The organism is Bacillus carboniphilus, from assembly GCF_020524035.2.
Lineage (GTDB): Bacteria > Bacillota > Bacilli > Bacillales > JAIVKR01 > Bacillus_CC.
On record NZ_CP129013.1, the window covers coordinates 2,112,552 to 2,133,135 of the forward strand.

Sequence of the window (20,584 nt, forward strand, 5' to 3'; positions counted from 1 at the left end):
AAGTCCTAGATCCATAAAGATCATAGGACTTTCATTTGATTGAATAACTCTCTTGCTTTCACGACTCCACTGGTTTTTTCAATAAACCTAGGAGAATAGCTGATAGGATTGCACCAGAGACAATGGCTAATAAATACAGGATCCAGCTGCCTTCTACTAATGGGGCAACGAATAGTCCACCATGCGGAGCACGAAGACCAATTCCAAACATCATCGACAACGCTCCTGCTAAAGCAGATCCTGCCATCAAGGATGGAATGACACGAATAGGGTCTGCAGCCGCGAATGGAATGGCTCCTTCTGTGATGAAAGAGGCTCCCATAATATAATTCACTTTTCCTGCATCACGATCTTGTTTTGAAAATTTATTTTTGAAAACGGTAGTGGCTAAAGCGATTCCTAAAGGAGGAACCATACCTGCTGCCATGATAGCGGCCATTGGCTCATACACTCCATTTGCTAGTAATCCTGTTCCAAAAACGTAGGCCGCTTTATTGACTGGTCCACCTAAATCAAACGCCATCATTAACCCGACAACAATTCCTAAAAGGACAGCATTTCCTGTCCCTAGATTTTTGAAGCCAATCAGAAATAGCTGTATTTAACGCTCCGACAGGCTGATTCACGACGTATAACATAATAAATCCAGTAATCGCAATTCCTAATAGCGGATAAATTAAAATCGTTTTGATTCCTTCCAGTGAGGCTGGAAGTCCGGAAAATAGCTTTTTCAAACCAACGACGATATATCCTGCTAAGAAACCTGCAATAAGTCCTCCTAAAAACCCTGCATCACCGTTGGCAGCCATCATTCCCCCTACCATACCAGGAGCAAAGCCTGGGCGATCCGCAATACTCATCGCAATGAATCCCGCTAATACAGGGACGATTAATCCAAAGGCATTTCCTCCCCCCAATCGTCATTAACGCTTCCGCAAGTGGATGATAAGAAGGATCGTTTGGATCAAAAGCATTGTATCCAAATAAGAAGGAAATGGCGATTAAGATTCCTCCACCAACGATAAATGGGAGCATGTTCGAAACACCGTTCATCAAATGCTTATAAATCGTTGAGCCAATTCCTCGCTTGCCTGCATTGCTTGTCCCTTCTTGTCTAGAGTCGTTCTCCCCTTGATAAATTGGGACGTCTTGATTGAGGGCCTTATCAATTAATTCCCCTGATTTATGAATCCCGTCTGCTACTGGTACTTCAATCACGTGTTTGCCGTTGAAACGGCCCATCTCAACCTTTGTATCTGCTGCAACGATTACAGCAACAGCGCTTTCAATTTCCTGCTGTGTAAGCACGTTTTTCGCTCCACCTGAACCATTTGTTTCAACTTTTATATCAACCCCCATTTCAGTTGCCTTTGCTTTCAGTGAATCGGCTGACATATAAGTGTGAGCAATCCCTGTTGGACAGGCTGTAACGGCGACAATAAACTTTTTGTCTCCACTCATCGATTGTTCTTCTTGTTCGTCCTCTTGATCATAACGGTCAATGATGTTTAATACGTCGCTTTCAGTATTAGCTTCTAATAATAGCTTACGAACTTCTTCATTCATTAATATAGTAGATAGACGAGCAAGTGCTTCTAAATGAGTGCTATTTCCTCCTTCTGGTGCAGCAATCATAAAAAACAAGTGGGAGGGCTGACCGTCAAGTGATTCATAGTCTACACCTTCAACAGACCTTCCAAACGCAATTGCAGGTTGTTTCACTGCTCTTGTTTTAGCATGAGGGATTGCAATCCCATCACCTATTCCCGTCGTCCCTTGATCTTCTCTATTTAAGATTTCTTTTTTAAACTCAGTTGGGTTCGAAAGCTTACCTGATCTGTTTAACACCTCAACTAATTCGTCAATTACTGGCCTTTTTTCTTGACCCTTTATTGAGAGATGAATGGTTTCTTTTGTTAACAACTCCGTGATTCTCATTTTTAATCTCTCCCTTCTAATAAAGAATGAACATGAACTTGTTTCAGCAACTGATCAACTTGATTCTTTGTACAAAGGTCAATAGAAAATGCCGTTGCACTTCCAGCTGCTACGCTGTAACAAAAGGCTTTTTCAATATCATTCGTTTCTTCATATATAGCTAAAAAGGCGGCAACCATGGAATCTCCAGCACCTACAGAACTTATGACCTTTCCTTTTGGAATGGATGCTACGATCACGTTATTTTTATTAACAAGAACAGCCCCCTTGTCCGCAAGAGAAACAATGACATTTTCCGCTCCTCTTTCTACTAAACGTTTACCGTAAAAAACAATCTCATCAATATCATTAACTCTAGTTTCGAAAAGAGCTCCTAATTCATGATGATTTGGTTTAATTAAAAAGGGTTGATGAGGTAGCACATTCTTTAACAAATCACCTTCTGCATCGACAACAAAACGCGTACCATTTTCATTGCAGATTTTCACAAGCAATTCATAAGTGGTAGCGGGCATGGTTAAAGGGATACTCCCTGCTAAAACCAATACATCTTCATCTGTAAGCTGACGTATTTTTGTCTTTAGCTCTTCAAATTGATCGTTTGTTATATCGGGTCCTCTTCCATTAATTTCTGTTTCACTATCACTTTTTAGTTTTACATTAATGCGAGAGTCTTGTTCAACTCGAACAAAGTTTGTAACGATGTTTTCTTTTTTTAAACAATCGTTGATATACTCTCCTGTAAAACCACCGACAAATCCTAACGCCGTACTTTTCACATTCAATCGATTGAGCACGCGGGACACATTAATTCCTTTTCCTCCAGGAAATTTCGACTCTGATTTTGTGCGGTTTAGTTCACCAAGTAAAACGCAATCTAGTTCCACCTTATAATCAACTGATGGATTGAGCGTTAAAGTATAGATCATGTCCTCACCACCTTTATCATCGTTTTACTCGAATACTGTTCGTTCAGTTCATCTTCTAATTCGTTTGTAACAATCGAAGACTCCGATAGGTCAGCTATCTTCGCAAATGAAATCTCTGAAAATTTTGTATCATCTGCAAGTACATAAGATTCACGTGATAACGAAATTGCCAATTGCTTAATCATCGCCTCCTCTTGATCAGGCGTTGTATATCCAAATTGATGATGAATTCCGTTTACTCCCATAAAGCATTTATCAAACCGGTATTGTTTAAGGCTAGCAAGTGCTCCTCTCCCAATAATGGCCTTTGTTTTTTGTTTCACATATCCACCAACTAAGTACGTTTCAATACCTTTCTCCAATAAAGAGTTCATATGCATTAAGCCATTGGTGACAACTACAATCTCAAGTGGCAAAGACGGAATCATTTCCATAACCGTAGATCCTGCATCGAGATAAACACAATCACCTTCTTCCACCAACTCTGCAGCATACCGAGCAATCTCCTGCTTCTTATGAAGGTTTTTGGTTGATTTTTCATTCATGCTCGGTTCTTGTAATTTCCCTTGAAGTCTTGCCGCACCACCATGAATACGCTTTAAAAATTTATCTTGTTCTAATAAGGTTAAATCTCGTCTAATGGTAGACTCTGATGTATCCGTTAAATCCACCAGTTCTTGAATTTTTACGACACTTTTTTCTTTTAACATTTCTAAAATTAGTTTATGTCTTTCAGGTGTTAACACCTTTTCACCTCCTAGATCATTTCTTTCTTTTTTTGTTGATTCCAGTTTACATCATATTTCCCACTAAATCAATCAACTTCTTTCAAAAACATTCATATTCAATCAAAGTTGTTAAGTTCCTTGATTCAAAATGATTATTTAAGAAATAATGCCATATAACTTATATACGCAACGAAAGAAGATGTAAGTGAGGTTGAAAAGTTCATATAGAGAGAAGGAACACATGCTAAATTCCGTCATGTCCTGTGGGAACGCCTGCTCTAGTACTTCCTGTGTATAGGAAAAGCAGACTAACAAACATTTCTACCTACAATTTTTAAAGTAATTACTTTAAATGAGCAAATTCAGATCAAAAAAATTCCATTAAATTAAATAGAAAAAGACATGACCACTAACTTGGGTTAAAATTAAAGCTCCAACACCATAACCCTAACCAAGGAGTGTTCATGTCCAATGACTAGATTATCACATCAAGAAAAAATCCACAATATTTTAGAGGAATGGCGTTTACCACTTTATTTTTCCAAGCCGTCTATGAACCATCTTGTTTCTATGATTGATGGGATGCTGAGTTTCGGTTTCACAGGAAAGATATCGCAAATTCATGCGCTAAGCTTTTGTAAAAAACATCGTACAACATTAAGCTATTTTTTAAATAAAGGTGCTTGGGACGAAACCTATTTAAATCAAATTACAAAACAAAAAACCGCCCAAACCATTCACAAAAACGCAAGAAAACAAAAGGAACCTGTATTCCTTCTCTTTGATGACACCATCGGACAAAAGACCAAACCTTCGTCACAGGCTCAGTCTCCTATTGAATCTTGTCAGTACCATTTTTGTCACAAAGAAGGAAAACCTGTTTACGGACATCAAGTCGTTGGAATGATGATGCAAAGCGGGGATTTAGCGTATCCCTATGATTTCGCCCTATATAACCAATCGAAAGAAAAGAGTAAAATTCAAATGGCCGTTGATATGATTGACTCTTATGTAAAGCGAACTGTATCAACCTATATCCTTTGTGATAGTTGGTATACCTCTAAACGTATCATTGAAGCTGGACTAGGGAAAGGAATTCATACGATAGGAGCTCTTAGAAGCAATCGCATCTTTTTCCAAAGGCGAGCGAAAACAAATCAAACAGTTTGTTCCCGATATTTCAATGGAAGAAACCGACCTTGTGACCGTTGGTGATGAAACCTATCGAGTCTATCGTTACGAAGGAAAACTGAATGATTTAGAGTTTTGGTGTTGTATTGCTTTGCTTCAAAGAAGGCGAACCAATGGAGCCTAAAAACGTATGACTTCCTATGTACAGATATACAGCTATCCACAAAGAAAATCTTAGACTACTACTCCAAACGATGGTCAATTGAAACGTATTTTAAACAAATAAAAGGATCGTTAGGTTTTGATGGATATCAGATTCGCAGTGAAAAAGCGATCTTGAGATATTGGACAATTTTAAACTTCACCTATATTTTCGCAAGCCTTTTAAAAGGCACAAAATTTTGCGAAGCTCTCCATGAAATCAGGAATCAAAAGTTTGGTAGCATCATTAGGTTTGTATATGATCAAGCAACTCAAGGAGAAGAACTTGAAAAGATTAAAAAAGAGCTTTTAGTTGCCTAGGGTACTTGTCATTTCATTTTTACTGGTAATTTTTGTATTGATTTTTGCTCAATTAGAGTAATTAAACAACAACATACAACGGAATTGCACTAAGAGAAAATTACTAAAGGATGAGAAGAAATAGTTCCCTTTTTATCTATGGCAATAAACTCTATACAATCATATATTGTACCGAATTTTTTAAAAACATTTTCATGATTTTATGGTAAGATATCCTAAGGTAAAAATCACTTCAAGAACATGTTATTAGTTTTACATAGGTCAGCGAAAGGGGATATTGAAATGGAATTCAGGGGAGCAAGCGTTTATGAACAAGAGCAATTCTTAGAAAATTATAAAAAAAGAAGAGCTAGAAAAGATAGTCCCAACAATGCGATTGAGGGTCCTATCATGTATGAACTCCTAGGTGATTTTCAAAACAAACGTGTTTTAGACTTAGGTTGCGGGGATGCATCATTTGGAAAAGAACTACTAAATCAAGGTGCAGCGCACTACACTGGAATCGAGGGTTCTAAACAAGTGGCAGCATCTGCAAACCATACCTTGGCTAATCACAACGGGATAATCATCCATGACACTATGGAATCTTACGGTTTCCCAGTTAACAAATTTGACATGGTGACGTCTCGTTTTGCCATTCACTACGTCTCAAATATTGACTTATTATTTCAAAATGTCTATAAAACATTAAAGGATCAGGGCAAATTTGTGTTTAGCGTTCAGCATCCTCTAACAACCTCATCTTTTATAAGCAAGCAGACTGGCGATAAACGAGGAAATTGGATTGTTGATGACTATTTTCTCGAAGGAGAAAGAAAAGAGCCGTGGATTGAACAAGTCGTTATAAAATACCACCGAACGATTGAGCACTACTTTAGGATCCTCACTAAGTCTGGATTCTCGATCGTTGATTTACGCGAAGGATCCCCAAAGCGAGAGCATTTTTCCGATGAGGAAGAGTTTACAAGAAGAAAAAGAATCCCGGTTGTCCTTGCGTTTTCTTGTGTGAAGTAACAAAAAGAAACATCATCTAAAGAAATACACTCTTTAGACCGTATTTTAACTAACCAAAGTTCCTTTACTAATAAGCTCCAAACGTTGAATAGTCCATTTCTTTTTAGAAGTAAGGTTCCTTTTGACTGAATAATAAACGTGGTTATTCTACCACAGTTCCATTATTAAGCTGACAAACTAGGTTTGGTTTAATGAATGACATACTAAAACCCTCTAGGTTTTTCCCTAGAGGATTAATAGACACTTATAAACAATACCTTTTGCCCGTTCATAAACCCATACATAATCATATAAACCCATCTGCAAATTATAGTTGATAATCATCAACCATTTTATGTACCATTAGAGTATAAACATGGAAGTGCGGTATATACGATGAATATAGGGTACGCTAGAGTTTCGACAAAAGGGCAACGTCTAGACTTGCAGGTGGATGCACTCGAGAAGGCAGGAGCTGAACGAATATTCTCGGATCAAGATAGCGGTGGTAAATGGGATCGGGAGCAATTACATAGGTGTCTCAATATATTGCGAGATGGCGATACGTTAATCGTTTATAAACTGGATAGACTCGCCAGGAGCGCCAAGCAACTATACGAAATAGCCGACTTGTTAACGGAAAGAAAAGTCGCACTCGTTAGCTTAAATGAAAGTATTGACACGTCAACCGCAATGGGCCGGGCAATGTTTTGAATGATTAGCATCATGGCCGAGCTGGAACGAGACATGATTCGAGAGAGAACACACGCAGGACTCGAAGCAGCAAGAGCACGAAGAAGGCGTGGCGGACGTAAACCGATGGACCAATCGAAGGTAAAGAAAGCATTAGAACTATACGATGAAGGCGAGTTATCGATAAGCGAGGTAACGAAAGAAGCCGGCATAAGCAAGGCGTTACTCTACAAAGAACTAAATAAACGCAAAGAAACAGCTCGGGAGGAATAGACCCTCGAGTTTTTTCGTGCCTCGTCCGCCCGCGACGCCTCACTGTTGAATCCCGTCGTATAGACTTAGTACCTGATACTAATTTCTTCCTACTAAATGCATTAATGCATAGACATCTTTTACTCACCTACTTTTTGAATGTACTTACAGGTTATGTAAAGGAATACGAACCGGTATGGACGAGTGCGGATTTTTTGGAAAATTAGGTACACAACTTCGGAATAGAAATATACTAATAATGTGGTTACTCGATGTTCTGTAAAATTTCTGAAATTAATAAACCTTCTAGCGTGGAGAACTAGGGGGTTTTTTGTGTGTTTCCGTACACTTAACGGACAATCATACGATAGTTAAAAATTAATTGCGTCAGAATGACCGTGAACAACACGCTATAACCAAATGTGTGTATTCACCATGATAATAGTCCAAGCATTTATTACTCTTGTTACATATGATGAACTGACTACAAACATGGAGGTGAAAATTATGGGAAACGGATTTCCTCAATATCAAATCCAATATGGAATTGACGCTATTATCCCTACTAACACGCGAGTATCCGTACCTTTACAACCTGTATTGAATGAGGAAGCGGTAGACTTGGGACAAGATTTACAAGCACAATTTATTTTTTCAGACCCTGAAACTGCTAATTTCGTTACTATTACAGCTATCATTGAAGGAGAACCAGTGCCAGTTGAATTGGAAGATGGTTTTTTTAGAACTGATTTAGGGGTCGTTAAAGCTAATGAATCGATAACAACGTTAGTAACTCTTGGTCCGGAACTAGCAGGAGGGGATGTAGGTTTAACCGTTGAATTACTGGAAGCGGATGGAACTAATGTTCTTGCGACTGAATTTTTAGTAGTTCTCGCACGTTAGCTTAATAAAAATGAAGAGTTTACTAGGAAGGAGGTTTAACGATGGCCACACCTCTACATCAAATACAATGGCCTTTAGAGGTTTTTTTATTCCCAAATACAACCACCTCGGCAAATCTTCAAGTGGTTGCAAATGGAGAAGCTGAAGAACTCGGTGCAAACTATTCAGCAAGGTTTATTTTATCTGACCCTAGTATTTCAGAAAACTTTGTCGTCATGTTTAATGTTGATGAAAACCCTCGAAGACTTGAGTTTAACAGAGCAGGAGTTGCAGTACTTCCCGATGTTGAAACAAACGAAACAATAGCTGGGACATTTATGACTACTGCACCTGTAGCAGGTTTCATCACGTATCAATTATTTGAACAAACTAGGGGAACTGTTCTCGCAGAACGAATAGCTTTATTTGAAACCATTTAATAAAAATGGAAGGAAAATCCCCGTCTCTTGCATTAAAATATGCGACAGCGGGGGTTATTGTTATCCACCTTAGTATAGTTAACCCGTTGATATGACGGTGTTTTTCGGTTAACCTACATATCCCAAAAGTCACTCATCTTCGCGTTAGGATCGATTTTCCGAACGGCTTTAAGTAGCTTTTTCATGACGTCTTGACGTGGAACGTAATCTTTATCGTTACAAGCCTTCGTAATTGTATTCGGGCTTACTTTAGACGCCTTCGCTAGATCCCGTTGTTCTAATCCTTTTTTATCTAACCATTTCCCGAGTTTACTTCGTGGTTTCGAAATTCCCCACATTGTTTTTCACTCCTTCATTCGTTGTTGGTACGCAGTCTTGCCTCATAATCGCAAAAATATTCAATTCGATCGCAAAAAGTTGTGAATATCGGACAAGCCGGCGTTCATACAATTCACTAAAACGTCAAACAAGGCGTCAACCGACAAAGGGGGCTTTTAACATGAGCGAAGAATTAGCGTTGCTATTGGCCGAGAGGGAGGACGTCTACTTGACTGAGGAGGGACGTCAGCACCTAGCGGAGACACTAAGTGGGCAGGCGGAAGCGTCATGAGTAATTACCGGCCAATCGTTCGTTACAATGAAAGATATAAACGATATATTGACGATCTTTTTTAATCAACGACTTTAGACCGTAACCAATTGATCCGATTAGCTTTGTTCACCGCAGCTCATTCGAAGGAGTTTTTATCGATTATCGGAGAGCATCGAAAAGGGGACGTCTCCCTCCCTTCGCCTAGCTGAAGGCTAACGGACCACGACCTATGGCGGATTAGAGAAGCCAAGTTTACGGAGGAGAGGAAGGACGTCAATGTTATCGATCGAGGAACAAAACAATTAGCGGAGATCCTTGAGGGTCAAACGAGCGCATCACCGAAGAGAAAGAGACGGAATTACACAGACGATCGGACACGCGACGAGATGGGGAGATTCACGAGCGGAGATTCGTCAACCAGGCCTAGCGACAGGATAGCTTCTCTAGACCTTTATCAAAGGTTTTCAATTTCCACTCTCATTTTAATGTACAATTTTTTTAATAAGTTAACGTAAACACTTTTAATCTTCTCATAACTAAACGACTCCGCACTAAAGTACGGAGGTTTCTCGTAGGCGGACTGAACCGCCTACGAGTTTTATCGGCTAAAGCCGACTAAAACTAAAACTAGGTGGCTTTATACCACCCCCCTGCTACGCAGGTGCTTCCGCAAGTTAAAGCTAGGTATAGAAAATAAATTTCACTTCTTTTTCATCATATAAATGAGTGATCAAAGACCTACAAGGTTATCACTTCTCTATGAACCATGATACTTCCTTCCATACTAGCCCAACTTACTATTATATGGATCATATACTATGTACACTAATCCCTTATTCACTCACCTTTCTCATCAAAAATTCAATAGGTCCTCTCTTAAACCGCTTTCTCCACCACACCGACGAGATAATTGATAAAAGAAAGAATACGAAGGAAAATACTATAGCGAATTTCAAGGTATAATTGGTTAAACCACTAAAAACAAATAAGAAAACTAAAGCTAGAAAATGTCCGACATAGAGAGTAAGAGCAAGTTGTCCTGTGTAGACAAGGGATTGAACGATTACTGTTTTTTTAAATTTTTCTGATAGTTGTATACATAAAATGATTACTATGATAGAGGTGCATGAGCTGGATATAATATAGAGCATTGTGGGGGGCATTGGTTTAGTGTCAAACAGATAGTAGGCAATCTCCATTCCTACACTTGGTGTAGATAGTTTAATGAAAATGAATGAAGCCGCTTCAACAACTATAAAAATGATGAATGAAACAATCAATCCTTTCTTTTGGAGCTGATGATTTTGAAAGTCTAATCTCCCTAGCCACATACCAATTAAGAGGAATGCTACCCATGGAAAAATGGGGTGATATCCATTAAAGAAAAGGTTTGAAAAAAATCCTTTGAATGTCCAAAACATTTCATATTGACTAAACGTTGCATTCCATCCATATTCATAATCTAGTAGGAGCTGAAGTAACTGAGCAGTAAAAACAATGGAGAGAGCTGTTATGATTATTTTTTTGGAGGAAGCTTTTATAAAAAATGAAGCAATCACCATATAGAAGGCATAATAATGTAGAATATCTGCACTCCATTGCATAAGATATAGGCTCATACCCAAAACGAATAAAAATAATGATCGTTTCCAAATAGTAAGACGATATTTTTGGGAGTTGTTTTCACTAAGTCGAACTCTTTGTGTCATTAACGAAATTCCTACACCGGCAAGAATAACAAAGATAGCTGATGCTCTACCTTCAAGTAAACTGGTCCAATAGATCAACCATTCTGGACCATTTCCTTCTGCATTCATCGATATTTTATAATTAACAATCACCATTCCAAGTATTGCAAGAGACCTAGCTATATCATAACCTATAATTCTTTCTGTTGGTTTTTTCATACAATCCCACCTCAATAAAATATACTTTTAACTGAAAAAGCCCAAATGGCAACAGGATCGAGATCATATTCTTCATTCGAGTATTTATCTAATCCATCCACAATAATGGTTAAAAATTCTGCTTTTGTTTGAATATCTTTTTCTGAAAGTAATCCATACTTTTGAGCCAGTTTTAATAAATTTAAGAACCCTTCTAAAAATTCATGAAGGACTGTATTTAAAGCTTTTGCGTAATGAGCATCTCGACTGCTCAAAACATAATATTCATTCATGATCTTGTTGTAATAAGGGTCCTGAAGTTGCTTATCCATCATCTTTATACCATCTTCTGTGAGTTTTGAAATAAAGTTATCTTTTGTATACTCTAGAGGATTAAAGAAATTGTTGAACTTAATTTCATCAATAATATGACCAAATAATGTTTGAATGAGCTTCTCTTTTGAGTTGAAATAATAGTAAATGGCTGGTTTAGTAATTCCCGTTTGCTTTGCAATAAGAGACATACTTGTTTGATCAAATCCATTTTCTGCGAATAATTGATATGAATGTTCTAAAATTTCTTTGTATTTTTCTGACATAAAGAACGTCCTTCTTTCATTAAAATTACTTACCGGTAGGTAAATAATAAACCCAATATATAAAATTGTCAATTTATTATTGTTTTTCCACATATACGATCTCTATAATTATCTCAAATTTCTTCAACCTCACAGTACTATTATTTTTACAGTGCGTGTTCAAAAAGTAGGGAAAAAAGGACGCTGAAGAACGCGGCGGTGTAGCTTTGAGCACTCACAATGTACGTTCTTGGTACATGAGGAGCGGAAAAGCAAACCAACAAAGTTATTCAACCGACATTTTTTTAGGGCTTTTTGAACAACCTCTTACACACTAAAAAAACCATCATCGATGATGATAGCTTTACATTAGTTTATATTCATAATTAGAAAATGATTTAAGTTACCCACCAAACGGTATGTATTGGTGGAGACGGTGGGAGTCGAACCCACGTCCAGACATATCGTCACTCAAGCGTCTACGAGCGTAGTTGACATATTCGCAAATTCACCAGTTCTTCTGCCTGCCAACGGGCGTCCGAGTGGCTAGTCTGATTCATCTCTTCCTTCATCCTCAGACGGTGGAATCAGGCGTAGCCCACTAAGAGTGAGTCCCTTACCCTACCACATGGGCGATGGAGGGAGGAACCGCTAAGCTGTTATTAAGCAGCTAAAGCGAAGTTATTTTCTGATTTGCCAGTTATTATTGGCGTTGACGTTTTGACGAGGACGATCCCCTCGGCTCGCAACTCAAGCTCGAACTATCCCTGTCGAATCCGTAACGTCCCCATATAAAAAGGGATACGGGAATAATCTCACTTAAGCATTATTCAATTGTCATATCCGCTGTGCCCTTCGGACAATTACTATTATAACAAATTAAAAGAGGAATGCAATTGTCAATTTTTTCATCAAACACCTTTTTGACGATCCGCTAACGCGCGTTGAATCGAGCGATCTGCGTCTTTACGCTTCAAATCTTGGCGTTTATCATATTTCTTTTTCCCTTTACCAAGACCAAGTAGTATCTTTGCAAATCCATTTTTTAAATAAATTTTAATTGGAACTAAAGAATATCCGCTCTCTTTTGTTTCGCCAATAAGCTTATTAATTTCCTTCTTATGAAGAAGTAACTTTCTTGTTCTGACAGGGTCATGATTATAACGGTTTCCTTGCTCATACGGGCTAATATGCATATTGTGTAAAAATACTTCTCCATTTTGAACCCTTGCAAATGAATCCTTTAAATTCGCTCTACCTGCGCGTAGAGATTTTATTTCAGTTCCTTGCAAGACGATCCCTGCTTCAAACGTTTCTTCTATAAAATAATCATGATTTGCTTTTTTGTTTTGTGCAATGACCTTTCCAGAACCTTTTGGCATGAATAAAACCCCCTCACGGCCATTTTCAGTCTAAACGATACCTATCATTATACCATTTTCGCATAATAAAAGGAAGCATCATACAGCTTCCTTATCGTTTCTTTCTTTTGGCTTTTTTTCGTTTTTGCTTTGGAACATTATCGTAAAACTTCTTCTTTTTCTTCTTCGGAGGTCTTGTCGACCACTCTTCATCAATTGAAAGTGTCGGCTCTTCTTGTTTTCCTTTTGTTCGATCTGTTTTTTTCTCTCCTCGAATGACATGAGGTTTTTCCTTTTTCGTCGGTCTTCTTCTCGTTCCTTTCATACCGACAATTTCAAAATCAACCGAACGCTCTTCTTTATCTACTTTCACGACACGGACAGTAATTTCATCACCTATTCGATAAATATTTCCTGTTCTTTCACCGATCATCGCGTAATGACGATCATCATAACGGTAATAATCATCAGTCATATAACTTACATGGACTAATCCTTCAACCGTATTTGGGAGTTCAACAAACATGCCGAAATTCGTCACCGAACTAATAATGCCATCATATTCTTGACCGATCTTATCTAACATATATTCTGCTTTTTTTAAATCGTCTGTCTCTCGCTCTGCATCAACCGCACGTCTTTCCATGTTGGACGACTGTTCAGCAATAATAGGCATTTTTTCTTCCCAAATCGCTTTTGTCTTGTCATTTAGTTGTTTTTCAATTAAATAAGTTCGTATTAAACGGTGAACAATTAAGTCAGGATATCTTCTAATTGGTGAAGTAAAGTGTGTGTAAAATTGAGTTGATAATCCAAAATGACCTAAGCTTTCTGGGTCGTATTTTGCTTGTTTCATCGACCGCAACATCACCGTTGAGATCACCATTTCTTCTGGCTGACCTTGTACTTGTTCAACAATTTCTTGTAAGGAGCGCGGGTGAATGGTATTCCCTTTTCCTTTGACCACATAACCGAAGTTTGTGATAAACTCTAAAAATCTACGGAGTTTATCTTCATTAGGTTCTTCATGAATTCGGTAAATAAACGGCACATCCATCCAATGGAAATGTTCAGCTACCGTTTCATTTGCTAGTAACATAAACTCTTCGATTAATCTTTCTGCAACAGAACGTTCTCTCAAAACAACATCCGTTGGGGTTCCTTGTTTATCTACAATCACTTTCGCCTCTTTAAAATCAAAATCGATCGCTCCACGATCCATTCGTTTCGTACGAAGAATCGAGGCAAGATCCTCCATTTCTTCAAACATCGGTACTAAGTCGCGATAACGTTCTCTGAGCTCATCGTCTTTATCTACTAATATTTTATTCACATCTGAATAAGTCATCCGCTCCGTGGTTTTAATTACACTTTGAAAAATTTCATGATGAACAACTTGGCCATTTTGATCTACTTCCATTTCACATGACAACGTGAGTCGATTCACCTTCGGATTTAAAGAGCAAATCCCATTTGACAGACGATGAGGGATCATTGGAATCACTCGGTCTACTAAGTAGACACTTGTTGCCCGATCAAAGGCTTCTTGATCGATAGGAGAGTCTTCCGTTACATAATAGCTAACATCTGCAATATGTACCCCTAGCTTATAATGACCGTTTTCAAGTTTTTGAACCATTACGGCATCATCTAAATCTTTGGCATCGGCCCCATCTATGGTGACAATGACTTCATCTCTAAGGTCACGTCGATTGGTTAACTCTTGTTCTGATATTTCATCTGGAACATCATTTGCTTGTTGCAATACCTCTACCGGAAACTGTTGAGGCAATCCGTGTTTGTGAATAATTGAAATGATATCTACACCAGGATCATTTTTATGACCTAAAACCGTTACAACTTCTCCTTCTGCACTCATTCGCCCTTCAGGATAACTTGTTACTTTAACGACAACTTTATGGCCTTCAATTGCTCCATTACGCGCTTTTTTCGGAATGAAAATATCATTAGTAATTTTTTTATTATCAGGGATGACAAAGCCAAAGTTTCGACTTTCTGAGTAAGTACCGACAACTTCCGTTACTCCCCTCTCTAAAATACGGATGATTGTTCCCTCTTTACTCGTACCTTTGGAAGTAGAGTCCAGTCGAACCATAACGATGTCACCATTCATAGCATTGTTGAGTTGCGTAGGAGGAATGAATATATCTTCTTTCATCCCTTCTGCCCCTTCAGGTGTAACAAACGCAAAACCTCGTTCGTGAGCAGATACTTTCCCTTTTATTAAATTCATTTTTTCTGGAAGACCGTACCGATTACTTCTTGTCCTTATAACTAAACCTTGTTCTTCCATTTCGTTCAACGTAACGACGAGTTCTTTAAATTCTTCTGCTTCTTCAATATGTAAAGCTTCTTCTAATTCCGTCACTGTAGAAGGCTTGTACACTTCCTTTTTCATAAATTCAAGCAGCTGTTCCAATCGTTCTTGATTAAAATCTGCCAATCAGCATTTCTCCTTTCACGACCAGTCTAAAGATTGTAGAAAATCATATACATCTTCATGAACTTGGTCTCTTTCTTTATCTAACGTGATGGCATGTTTCGAATCTTCATACCATTTCATTTGCTTATGTTCCGCCTCAACTTCTTGATAAATAATGTTCGCACTTTCAGGATTAATCATTTCATCTTGAGTTGCTTGTATAACAAATGTAGGCGTATAAATCATATCCACATGGTCACGCACGTCTCCTATGAGCTCTTGAAGCGCCTTCAATGTGTTCATAGGTTTTTGTTTAAAATCCTTCATTTCCTCTTCAATTTGCTCTGTGCTTTTCCCTTCAAACTTTTTATAATTTTGGGCGAATTCTAAAACACCTTCATACATCGTTTGTTCACTTTTTAAATACATCGGAGTACACATGGTCACAATTCCTTTTATACGTTCAGTGTAACCTAATTTTAAAGAAAATACCCCTCCAAGTGAGAGGCCGGCAACCGCAATTTCTTCATAACCCTCTCCTTTTAAAAATTCGAATCCATTCTTCACATCTTGCCACCAATCCTCTGGACCCGTGTGAACAAGCTCCTCTGGAGGAACACCGTGTCCTTTATATTGTGGAGCATGACATGTATAGCCTTTATCATTTAAAAAACGTGCAAGCATTCTTACGTCTGCAGTATTTCCTGTAAACCCGTGAAGTAATAGGACAGCACGATTATTAGTTCCTTTGAATGTGAATGGTTTTGGTGTAACGACTTTCATGATGTTCAATACTCTCCTTTCATCATATCTCTACAAATTTCATTTCACGATAAGAGGTTGTTCAAAAAGTCATGAAAAATTGCTGTCGAATAACTTTGTTGTCTCGCTATTCCAAGCTCCGACGCCAGGATTGGCTAGCACGAGCATTGTCCCTATGATGGCGATGCACACGATGTGCTAGTGTCAACGTTGGTCACAGGACGTGGCCGATGTTAGTTGACGTTCCTCCTTTAGCTCGTGATCCTTTTCCTTGACGTACACTGTGGTGCTTCAATGCCCAGGACGGGCTAGCGAAGGCGTTGCCACTGGACGTGGCTGAACTTAGCCTGTGATCCTTTAACTAGGCGCCTCGTTCTTCTCGGCCCTTTTTCCCCTACTTTTTGAACACGCACTATAACAATAACCTACTTGATTTAAAAAATGAAATGATGTCACTTTTTTGAGTATATAAAAAAGGATCTGAATCAACATCAGACCCTTTCAATCTTAAATATTGACATACGCTAACAACATCGTTAAAACAAAGAATAAAACGGATGCAACAATCGTTGCTCGATGTAAAACTAAATCCATCCCTCTTGCTTTTTGTTTTCCGAAAAGCGTTTCAGCGCCACCTGAGATAGCCCCAGATAACCCAGCGCTTTTACCCGATTGAAGTAAAACGAATGTAATTAATGCTAAACAGTCGATTATTAATAAGATTGTGATTACTAAACTCACTGCTGACACCTCCTACAACGTACAATACACTACTATTAATGTAGCATATCATAAACAAAAAAGCGAGCAAGAAAATATTCCAAGCCCGCTTATCATCCTTTTTATTTAGATAGGTTATAGAATGTTTTTATTCCATCATACTTAGATGTTTCACCTAAGTTGTCTTCAATACGAAGTAATTGGTTATATTTAGCAACACGGTCTGTACGAGAAGGTGCACCCGTTTTGATTTGTCCAGCGTTTGTTGCAACTGCGATATCAGCAATTGTTGCATCTTCTGTTTCACCACTACGGTGAGAAATAACAGCCGTATAACCTGCACGCTTCGCCATTTCGATTGCTTCAAAAGTTTCAGTTAATGTACCAATTTGGTTCACTTTAATAAGGATAGAGTTTCCTACTCCTTGTTCAATACCTTGAGCAAGCTTTTTCGTGTTCGTAACGAATAAGTCATCACCTACTAATTGAACTTTATCACCTAAACGTTCAGTTAATAACTTATGACCCTCCCAATCATTCTCATCTAATCCATCTTCAATAGAAATGATCGGATATTTGCTTACAAGATCCTCATAGTAATCAACCATCTCTGCAGATGTTTTCACTAAGCCTTCACCTTTTAGATGGTACTTTCCGTCTTCATAAAGCTCTGAAGATGCAACGTCCATTGCAAGCATAATCTGCTCACCTGGCTTGTATCCTGCTTTCTCGATCGCTTCAATGATTGTTTGAAGAGCTTCTTCGTTTGAACCTAAGTTAGGAGCGAATCCACCTTCGTCACCAACTGCTGTGTTATAACCTTTAGATTTAAGAACAGATTTTAAGTTATGGAAAATTTCAGCTCCCATACGTAGTGCTTCACGGAAGTTTTCAGCACCGACAGGCATAACCATAAATTCCTGAATATCAACATTGTTATCTGCATGCTCCCCACCATTTACAATGTTCATCATTGGAACTGGAAGAGTCTTCGAATTGAATCCACCTAAGTATTGGTATAAAGGAATTCCTAAATAATCAGCAGCGGCATGTGCAACAGCCATAGATACACCTAAAATAGCGTTGGCTCCTAATTTCCCTTTGTTTTCAGTACCGTCTAATTCAATTAATGCCGTATCAATAGCAACTTGCTCAATAACGTCAAAACCAAGTAATTCTGGAGCAATAACTTCGTTGATGTTTTTAACAGCTGTTAAAACGCCTTTTCCTAAATAACGTTCTTTATCTCCGTCACGTAATTCAACAGCTTCATATTCGCCTGTTGAAGCTCCAGAAGGAACTAGCGCGCGTCCGAATGCACCTGATTCTGTGTATACTTCTACTTCAACTGTTGGGTTACCGCGAGAATCTAATACTTCACGACCATATATATCTACAATGTAAGGCATGTTTTTCGACTCCTTCTTATTATGTTTTATATTATTTTTTAATTAATGAAGTTCCTGTCATTTCTTCAGGTTTTTCAATATTTAGTAAATCAAGCAAGGTTGGTGATAAGTCACCAAGAATTCCACCGTCGCGAAGCTCTACTCCCTCTTTTGTGACAATTACAGGAACAGGATTCGTCGTATGAGCGGTATGAGGAGTTCCTTCTTTAGTGATTAACACCTCAGCGTTTCCATGGTCAGCCGTAATAATCGCTGTACCACCTTTTGCAACAATTCCATCCACGACTTTTCCAAGACATTCATCTACTGTTTCCACCGCTTTAATCGTTGGCTCAACCATGCCTGAATGACCAACCATATCAGGGTTAGCAAAATTCAAGATGATGGCATCATGTTTGTCGGCGTTAATCTCTCCAAGTAGTGCATCAGTCACTTCGTAAGCACTCATTTCTGGCTGCAAATCATACGTCGCCACTTTGGGGGAATTAATTAAAATACGCTCTTCTCCAGCAAATTCCGCTTCACGGCCCCCACTCATAAAGAAGGTCACGTGCGGATATTTTTCCGTTTCTGCAATACGAAGCTGCTTAAGATCATTTTGTGCTAATACTTCACCGATCGTATTATCTAGGTTGACCGGTTTGAAGGCAACATAGCCATCAACTGTTTCACTAAAGTGAGTCAAGCACACAAAGTGAAGGTTTTCCGGTGCCTTTTCTCCTCGGTCAAAATCACGAAAATCTTTATTTGTAAAGGTATTCGAAATTTGAATCGCGCGATCAGGTCTAAAGTTGTAGAAAATTACAGAGTCATTATCTTTAATAGTAGCTACAGGTGAACCTTCTTCTTTCTCGATTACAGATGGGATAACGAACTCATCATAGATGCCATTTTCATACGAATCTTCAATGCACTCTACCGCATTTGGATAGCTTGGACCTTCGCCATATACCATCGCACGATATGATTTTTCTACACGTTCCCATCTTTTGTCACGGTCCATCGAATAATATCGGCCATGAATGGTCGCAATTTCACCGATTCCGATCTCATTCATTTTATCGTTTAATTGTTCAATGTACTGCTTTGCCGTTTGAGGACCAACATCACGTCCATCTAAAAAGCCATGAATATAGACGTTCTCAACGTCTTGCTTTTTCGCCATTTTTAGTAGAGCGTATAAGTGATGAATATGACTATGCACACCACCATCAGATAACAGGCCAAATAAATGGAGGTTCGTTCCTTTTTCTTTTGCGTTGTTCATTGCATCGATAAAGGTTTGATTTTCAAAGAATTCACCTTCACGAATAGCAACGTTCACTCTCGTTAAACTTTGATAAACAATTCGTCCAGCACCGATATTTAAATGGCCCACCTCTGAATTACCCATTTGTCCTTCTGGTAATCCAACGGCTTCTCCACAAGCAGTTAATGTTGAATGGGGATATTGGTTCCAATAACGATCAAAGTTCGGTTTCTTTGCTTGCTCAACGGCATTTCCAACGACTTCATCATTCAAAGCGAAACCGTCCAAAATAATTAACGCAACTGGTTGTTTACTCATTATTTACCTTCCTCCAATAATTGTAGGAAAGATTGAGGTTCTAAACTAGCACCACCTACTAAAGCTCCATCAATGTGTGACTCGGACATATATTCTTTAATATTGGCCGGTTTCACACTACCACCATATTGAATACGAATCTCCTCAGCTATAGAAGGACTGAACATGTCAGACAAGATTTGACGAATATGTCCGCACACTTCATTTGCATCGCTAGAAGAGGATGATTTGCCTGTACCAATAGCCCAAATCGGTTCATAAGCAACGACGACAGCTTTCGCTTGTTCCTCAGATAAACCTTCAAGTGCCAATTTTACTTGATTACCAACAATTTGATTTGTTTTTGAAGACTCTCGCTCTTCCAATGTTTCACCTACGCAAACGATCGGTGTTAATCCATGGTCAAAAGCAGCTTTTGTCTTTTTGTTAACTGTCCCATCTGTTTCAGCAAACATTTCGCGACGCTCAGAATGTCCAATAATGACATACTCAACACCTAAATCGTTTAGTGCAACAGGACTAATTTCTCCTGTAAAAGCACCGCTATTCTCAAAGTGCATGTTTTGCGCTCCAATTTTTACTTCTGTTCCTTCAGAAGCTGCTACTAAACGTTCTAAAAATAGAGCTGGAGAGCAAACAACTGTATCAATTTCTTCAGAAGAAGGAATTGAAGCTTTGATTTCTTCGATAAAAGAGGTTGCTTCACCCAACGTTTTATTCATTTTCCAGTTTCCTGCAATAATTGGTTTTCTCAATGT

20 protein-coding genes, 1 other RNA gene and 1 pseudogene are annotated in these 20,584 nt (G+C 38.5%); 6 read left to right on the forward strand and 16 right to left on the reverse strand.

Annotated elements, in window-relative coordinates:
* Positions 1 to 58 precede the first annotated feature (58 nt).
* From LC087_RS19710 to LC087_RS10860, 5 genes are read right to left on the reverse strand one after another with little or no spacing between them, the layout of a single operon-like run.
* A complete protein-coding gene (locus LC087_RS19710; protein ID WP_371932587.1) occupies positions 59 to 526 on the reverse strand; it encodes a fructose-specific PTS transporter subunit EIIC in 468 nt (155 codons plus the stop codon).
* Positions 513 to 809 carry a hypothetical protein gene (locus LC087_RS19715; RefSeq protein WP_371932588.1) on the reverse strand — a complete coding sequence of 99 codons (297 nt, stop codon included), beginning with the start codon at positions 807 to 809 and terminating at the stop codon, positions 513 to 515. Before LC087_RS19715 ends, LC087_RS19710 begins: the two co-directional genes overlap by 14 nt.
* Complete coding sequence (locus LC087_RS19720) at positions 793 to 1,938, reverse strand: fructose PTS transporter subunit IIA (protein WP_371932589.1); 1,146 nt, start codon at positions 1,936 to 1,938, stop codon at positions 793 to 795. Before LC087_RS19720 ends, LC087_RS19715 begins: the two co-directional genes overlap by 17 nt.
* A gap of 2 nt (positions 1,939 to 1,940) precedes the next feature.
* The gene (pfkB, locus tag LC087_RS10855) at positions 1,941 to 2,867 is read right to left on the reverse strand and encodes a 1-phosphofructokinase (RefSeq protein ID WP_226543376.1); all 927 of its coding nucleotides are present in this window, start codon (positions 2,865 to 2,867) and stop codon (positions 1,941 to 1,943) included.
* Positions 2,864 to 3,613, reverse strand: coding sequence for a DeoR/GlpR family DNA-binding transcription regulator (locus tag LC087_RS10860; protein WP_226543373.1), 750 nt, complete (start codon positions 3,611 to 3,613; stop codon positions 2,864 to 2,866). Before LC087_RS10860 ends, pfkB begins: the two co-directional genes overlap by 4 nt.
* Before the next feature lie 453 nt (positions 3,614 to 4,066).
* Between LC087_RS10860 and LC087_RS10865 the strand changes: the two genes are divergently transcribed.
* The 6 genes and pseudogenes from LC087_RS10865 to LC087_RS10890 all read left to right on the forward strand — a co-directional run bounded on the left by LC087_RS10865 (position 4,067) and on the right by LC087_RS10890 (position 8,508).
* The gene (locus LC087_RS10865; RefSeq protein WP_306019562.1) at positions 4,067 to 4,810 is read left to right on the forward strand and encodes a transposase; all 744 of its coding nucleotides are present in this window, start codon (positions 4,067 to 4,069) and stop codon (positions 4,808 to 4,810) included.
* A gap of 57 nt (positions 4,811 to 4,867) precedes the next feature.
* On the forward strand, positions 4,868 to 5,248 hold the full coding sequence (locus LC087_RS10870) for a transposase (protein WP_306019563.1): 381 nt from the start codon (positions 4,868 to 4,870) through the stop codon (positions 5,246 to 5,248).
* Positions 5,249 to 5,530: 282 nt separating this feature from the next.
* On the forward strand, positions 5,531 to 6,262 hold the full coding sequence (locus LC087_RS10875) for a class I SAM-dependent methyltransferase (protein WP_226542091.1): 732 nt from the start codon (positions 5,531 to 5,533) through the stop codon (positions 6,260 to 6,262).
* Between the two features lie 375 nt (positions 6,263 to 6,637).
* Positions 6,638 to 7,207 (forward strand): annotated as a pseudogene (locus tag LC087_RS10880) (recombinase family protein).
* Between the two features lie 486 nt (positions 7,208 to 7,693).
* Entirely contained in the window at positions 7,694 to 8,089 is a 396-nt protein-coding gene (locus LC087_RS10885; protein ID WP_226542090.1) for a hypothetical protein, read from the forward strand.
* Positions 8,090 to 8,130: 41 nt separating this feature from the next.
* Entirely contained in the window at positions 8,131 to 8,508 is a 378-nt protein-coding gene (locus LC087_RS10890; RefSeq protein WP_226542089.1) for a hypothetical protein, read from the forward strand.
* A gap of 113 nt (positions 8,509 to 8,621) precedes the next feature.
* Here LC087_RS10890 and LC087_RS10895 read toward each other — a convergent pair whose 3' ends face one another.
* The 11 genes from LC087_RS10895 to tpiA all read right to left on the reverse strand — a co-directional run bounded on the left by LC087_RS10895 (position 8,622) and on the right by tpiA (position 20,581).
* Complete coding sequence (locus LC087_RS10895; RefSeq protein ID WP_226542088.1) at positions 8,622 to 8,846, reverse strand: helix-turn-helix domain-containing protein; 225 nt, start codon at positions 8,844 to 8,846, stop codon at positions 8,622 to 8,624.
* Between the two features lie 1,087 nt (positions 8,847 to 9,933).
* Positions 9,934 to 11,007 (reverse strand): DUF418 domain-containing protein, encoded by a 1,074-nt coding sequence (locus LC087_RS10900; RefSeq protein WP_226542087.1) that lies wholly within the window; start codon positions 11,005 to 11,007, stop codon positions 9,934 to 9,936.
* An 11-nt stretch (positions 11,008 to 11,018) separates the two neighbouring features.
* Positions 11,019 to 11,585: a TetR/AcrR family transcriptional regulator gene (locus LC087_RS10905; RefSeq protein ID WP_226542085.1), complete on the reverse strand. Its 567-nt coding sequence runs from the start codon at positions 11,583 to 11,585 to the stop codon at positions 11,019 to 11,021.
* Between the two features lie 404 nt (positions 11,586 to 11,989).
* Positions 11,990 to 12,353: a transfer-messenger RNA gene (gene ssrA / locus LC087_RS10910) on the reverse strand.
* A gap of 122 nt (positions 12,354 to 12,475) precedes the next feature.
* A complete protein-coding gene (gene smpB, locus LC087_RS10915; protein WP_226542083.1) occupies positions 12,476 to 12,946 on the reverse strand; it encodes an SsrA-binding protein SmpB in 471 nt (156 codons plus the stop codon).
* A 91-nt stretch (positions 12,947 to 13,037) separates the two neighbouring features.
* Positions 13,038 to 15,344, reverse strand: coding sequence for a ribonuclease R (rnr, locus tag LC087_RS10920; protein WP_371932694.1), 2,307 nt, complete (start codon positions 15,342 to 15,344; stop codon positions 13,038 to 13,040).
* A gap of 60 nt (positions 15,345 to 15,404) precedes the next feature.
* Positions 15,405 to 16,151 carry an alpha/beta hydrolase gene (locus LC087_RS10925; protein WP_226542078.1) on the reverse strand — a complete coding sequence of 249 codons (747 nt, stop codon included), beginning with the start codon at positions 16,149 to 16,151 and terminating at the stop codon, positions 15,405 to 15,407.
* Positions 16,152 to 16,637: 486 nt separating this feature from the next.
* Positions 16,638 to 16,871: a preprotein translocase subunit SecG gene (secG, locus tag LC087_RS10930; RefSeq protein ID WP_226542075.1), complete on the reverse strand. Its 234-nt coding sequence runs from the start codon at positions 16,869 to 16,871 to the stop codon at positions 16,638 to 16,640.
* Positions 16,872 to 16,972: 101 nt separating this feature from the next.
* On the reverse strand, positions 16,973 to 18,259 hold the full coding sequence (eno, locus tag LC087_RS10935) for a phosphopyruvate hydratase (protein WP_226542073.1): 1,287 nt from the start codon (positions 18,257 to 18,259) through the stop codon (positions 16,973 to 16,975).
* A gap of 31 nt (positions 18,260 to 18,290) precedes the next feature.
* Complete coding sequence (gene gpmI, locus LC087_RS10940; protein ID WP_226542071.1) at positions 18,291 to 19,826, reverse strand: 2,3-bisphosphoglycerate-independent phosphoglycerate mutase; 1,536 nt, start codon at positions 19,824 to 19,826, stop codon at positions 18,291 to 18,293.
* Complete coding sequence (gene tpiA, locus LC087_RS10945; protein WP_226542069.1) at positions 19,826 to 20,581, reverse strand: triose-phosphate isomerase; 756 nt, start codon at positions 20,579 to 20,581, stop codon at positions 19,826 to 19,828. Before tpiA ends, gpmI begins: the two co-directional genes overlap by 1 nt.
* Between the last annotated feature and the right edge of the window lie 3 nt (positions 20,582 to 20,584).

Bases quoted from the DNA above. Each gene is read 5' to 3' on its own strand.
- LC087_RS10875 (WP_226542091.1), top strand. From the start codon at position 5,531: ATGGAATTCAGGGGAGCAAGCGTTTATGAACAAGAGCAATTCTTAGAA.
- LC087_RS10865 (WP_306019562.1), top strand. From the start codon at position 4,067: ATGACTAGATTATCACATCAAGAAAAAATCCACAATATTTTAGAGGAA.
- eno (WP_226542073.1), bottom strand. From the start codon at position 18,259: ATGCCTTACATTGTAGATATATATGGTCGTGAAGTATTAGATTCTCGC.
- LC087_RS10925 (WP_226542078.1), bottom strand. From the start codon at position 16,151: ATGAAAGTCGTTACACCAAAACCATTCACATTCAAAGGAACTAATAAT.
- LC087_RS19715 (WP_371932588.1), bottom strand. From the start codon at position 809: ATGGCTGCCAACGGTGATGCAGGGTTTTTAGGAGGACTTATTGCAGGT.
- LC087_RS19720 (WP_371932589.1), bottom strand. From the start codon at position 1,938: ATGAGAATCACGGAGTTGTTAACAAAAGAAACCATTCATCTCTCAATA.
- LC087_RS10900 (WP_226542087.1), bottom strand. From the start codon at position 11,007: ATGAAAAAACCAACAGAAAGAATTATAGGTTATGATATAGCTAGGTCT.
- smpB (WP_226542083.1), bottom strand. From the start codon at position 12,946: ATGCCAAAAGGTTCTGGAAAGGTCATTGCACAAAACAAAAAAGCAAAT.
- LC087_RS19710 (WP_371932587.1), bottom strand. From the start codon at position 526: ATGATGGCGTTTGATTTAGGTGGACCAGTCAATAAAGCGGCCTACGTT.
- rnr (WP_371932694.1), bottom strand. From the start codon at position 15,344: ATGAAAAAGGAAGTGTACAAGCCTTCTACAGTGACGGAATTAGAAGAA.
- gpmI (WP_226542071.1), bottom strand. From the start codon at position 19,826: ATGAGTAAACAACCAGTTGCGTTAATTATTTTGGACGGTTTCGCTTTG.
- LC087_RS10905 (WP_226542085.1), bottom strand. From the start codon at position 11,585: ATGTCAGAAAAATACAAAGAAATTTTAGAACATTCATATCAATTATTC.
- LC087_RS10895 (WP_226542088.1), bottom strand. From the start codon at position 8,846: ATGTGGGGAATTTCGAAACCACGAAGTAAACTCGGGAAATGGTTAGAT.
- pfkB (WP_226543376.1), bottom strand. From the start codon at position 2,867: ATGATCTATACTTTAACGCTCAATCCATCAGTTGATTATAAGGTGGAA.
- LC087_RS10885 (WP_226542090.1), top strand. From the start codon at position 7,694: ATGGGAAACGGATTTCCTCAATATCAAATCCAATATGGAATTGACGCT.
- LC087_RS10890 (WP_226542089.1), top strand. From the start codon at position 8,131: ATGGCCACACCTCTACATCAAATACAATGGCCTTTAGAGGTTTTTTTA.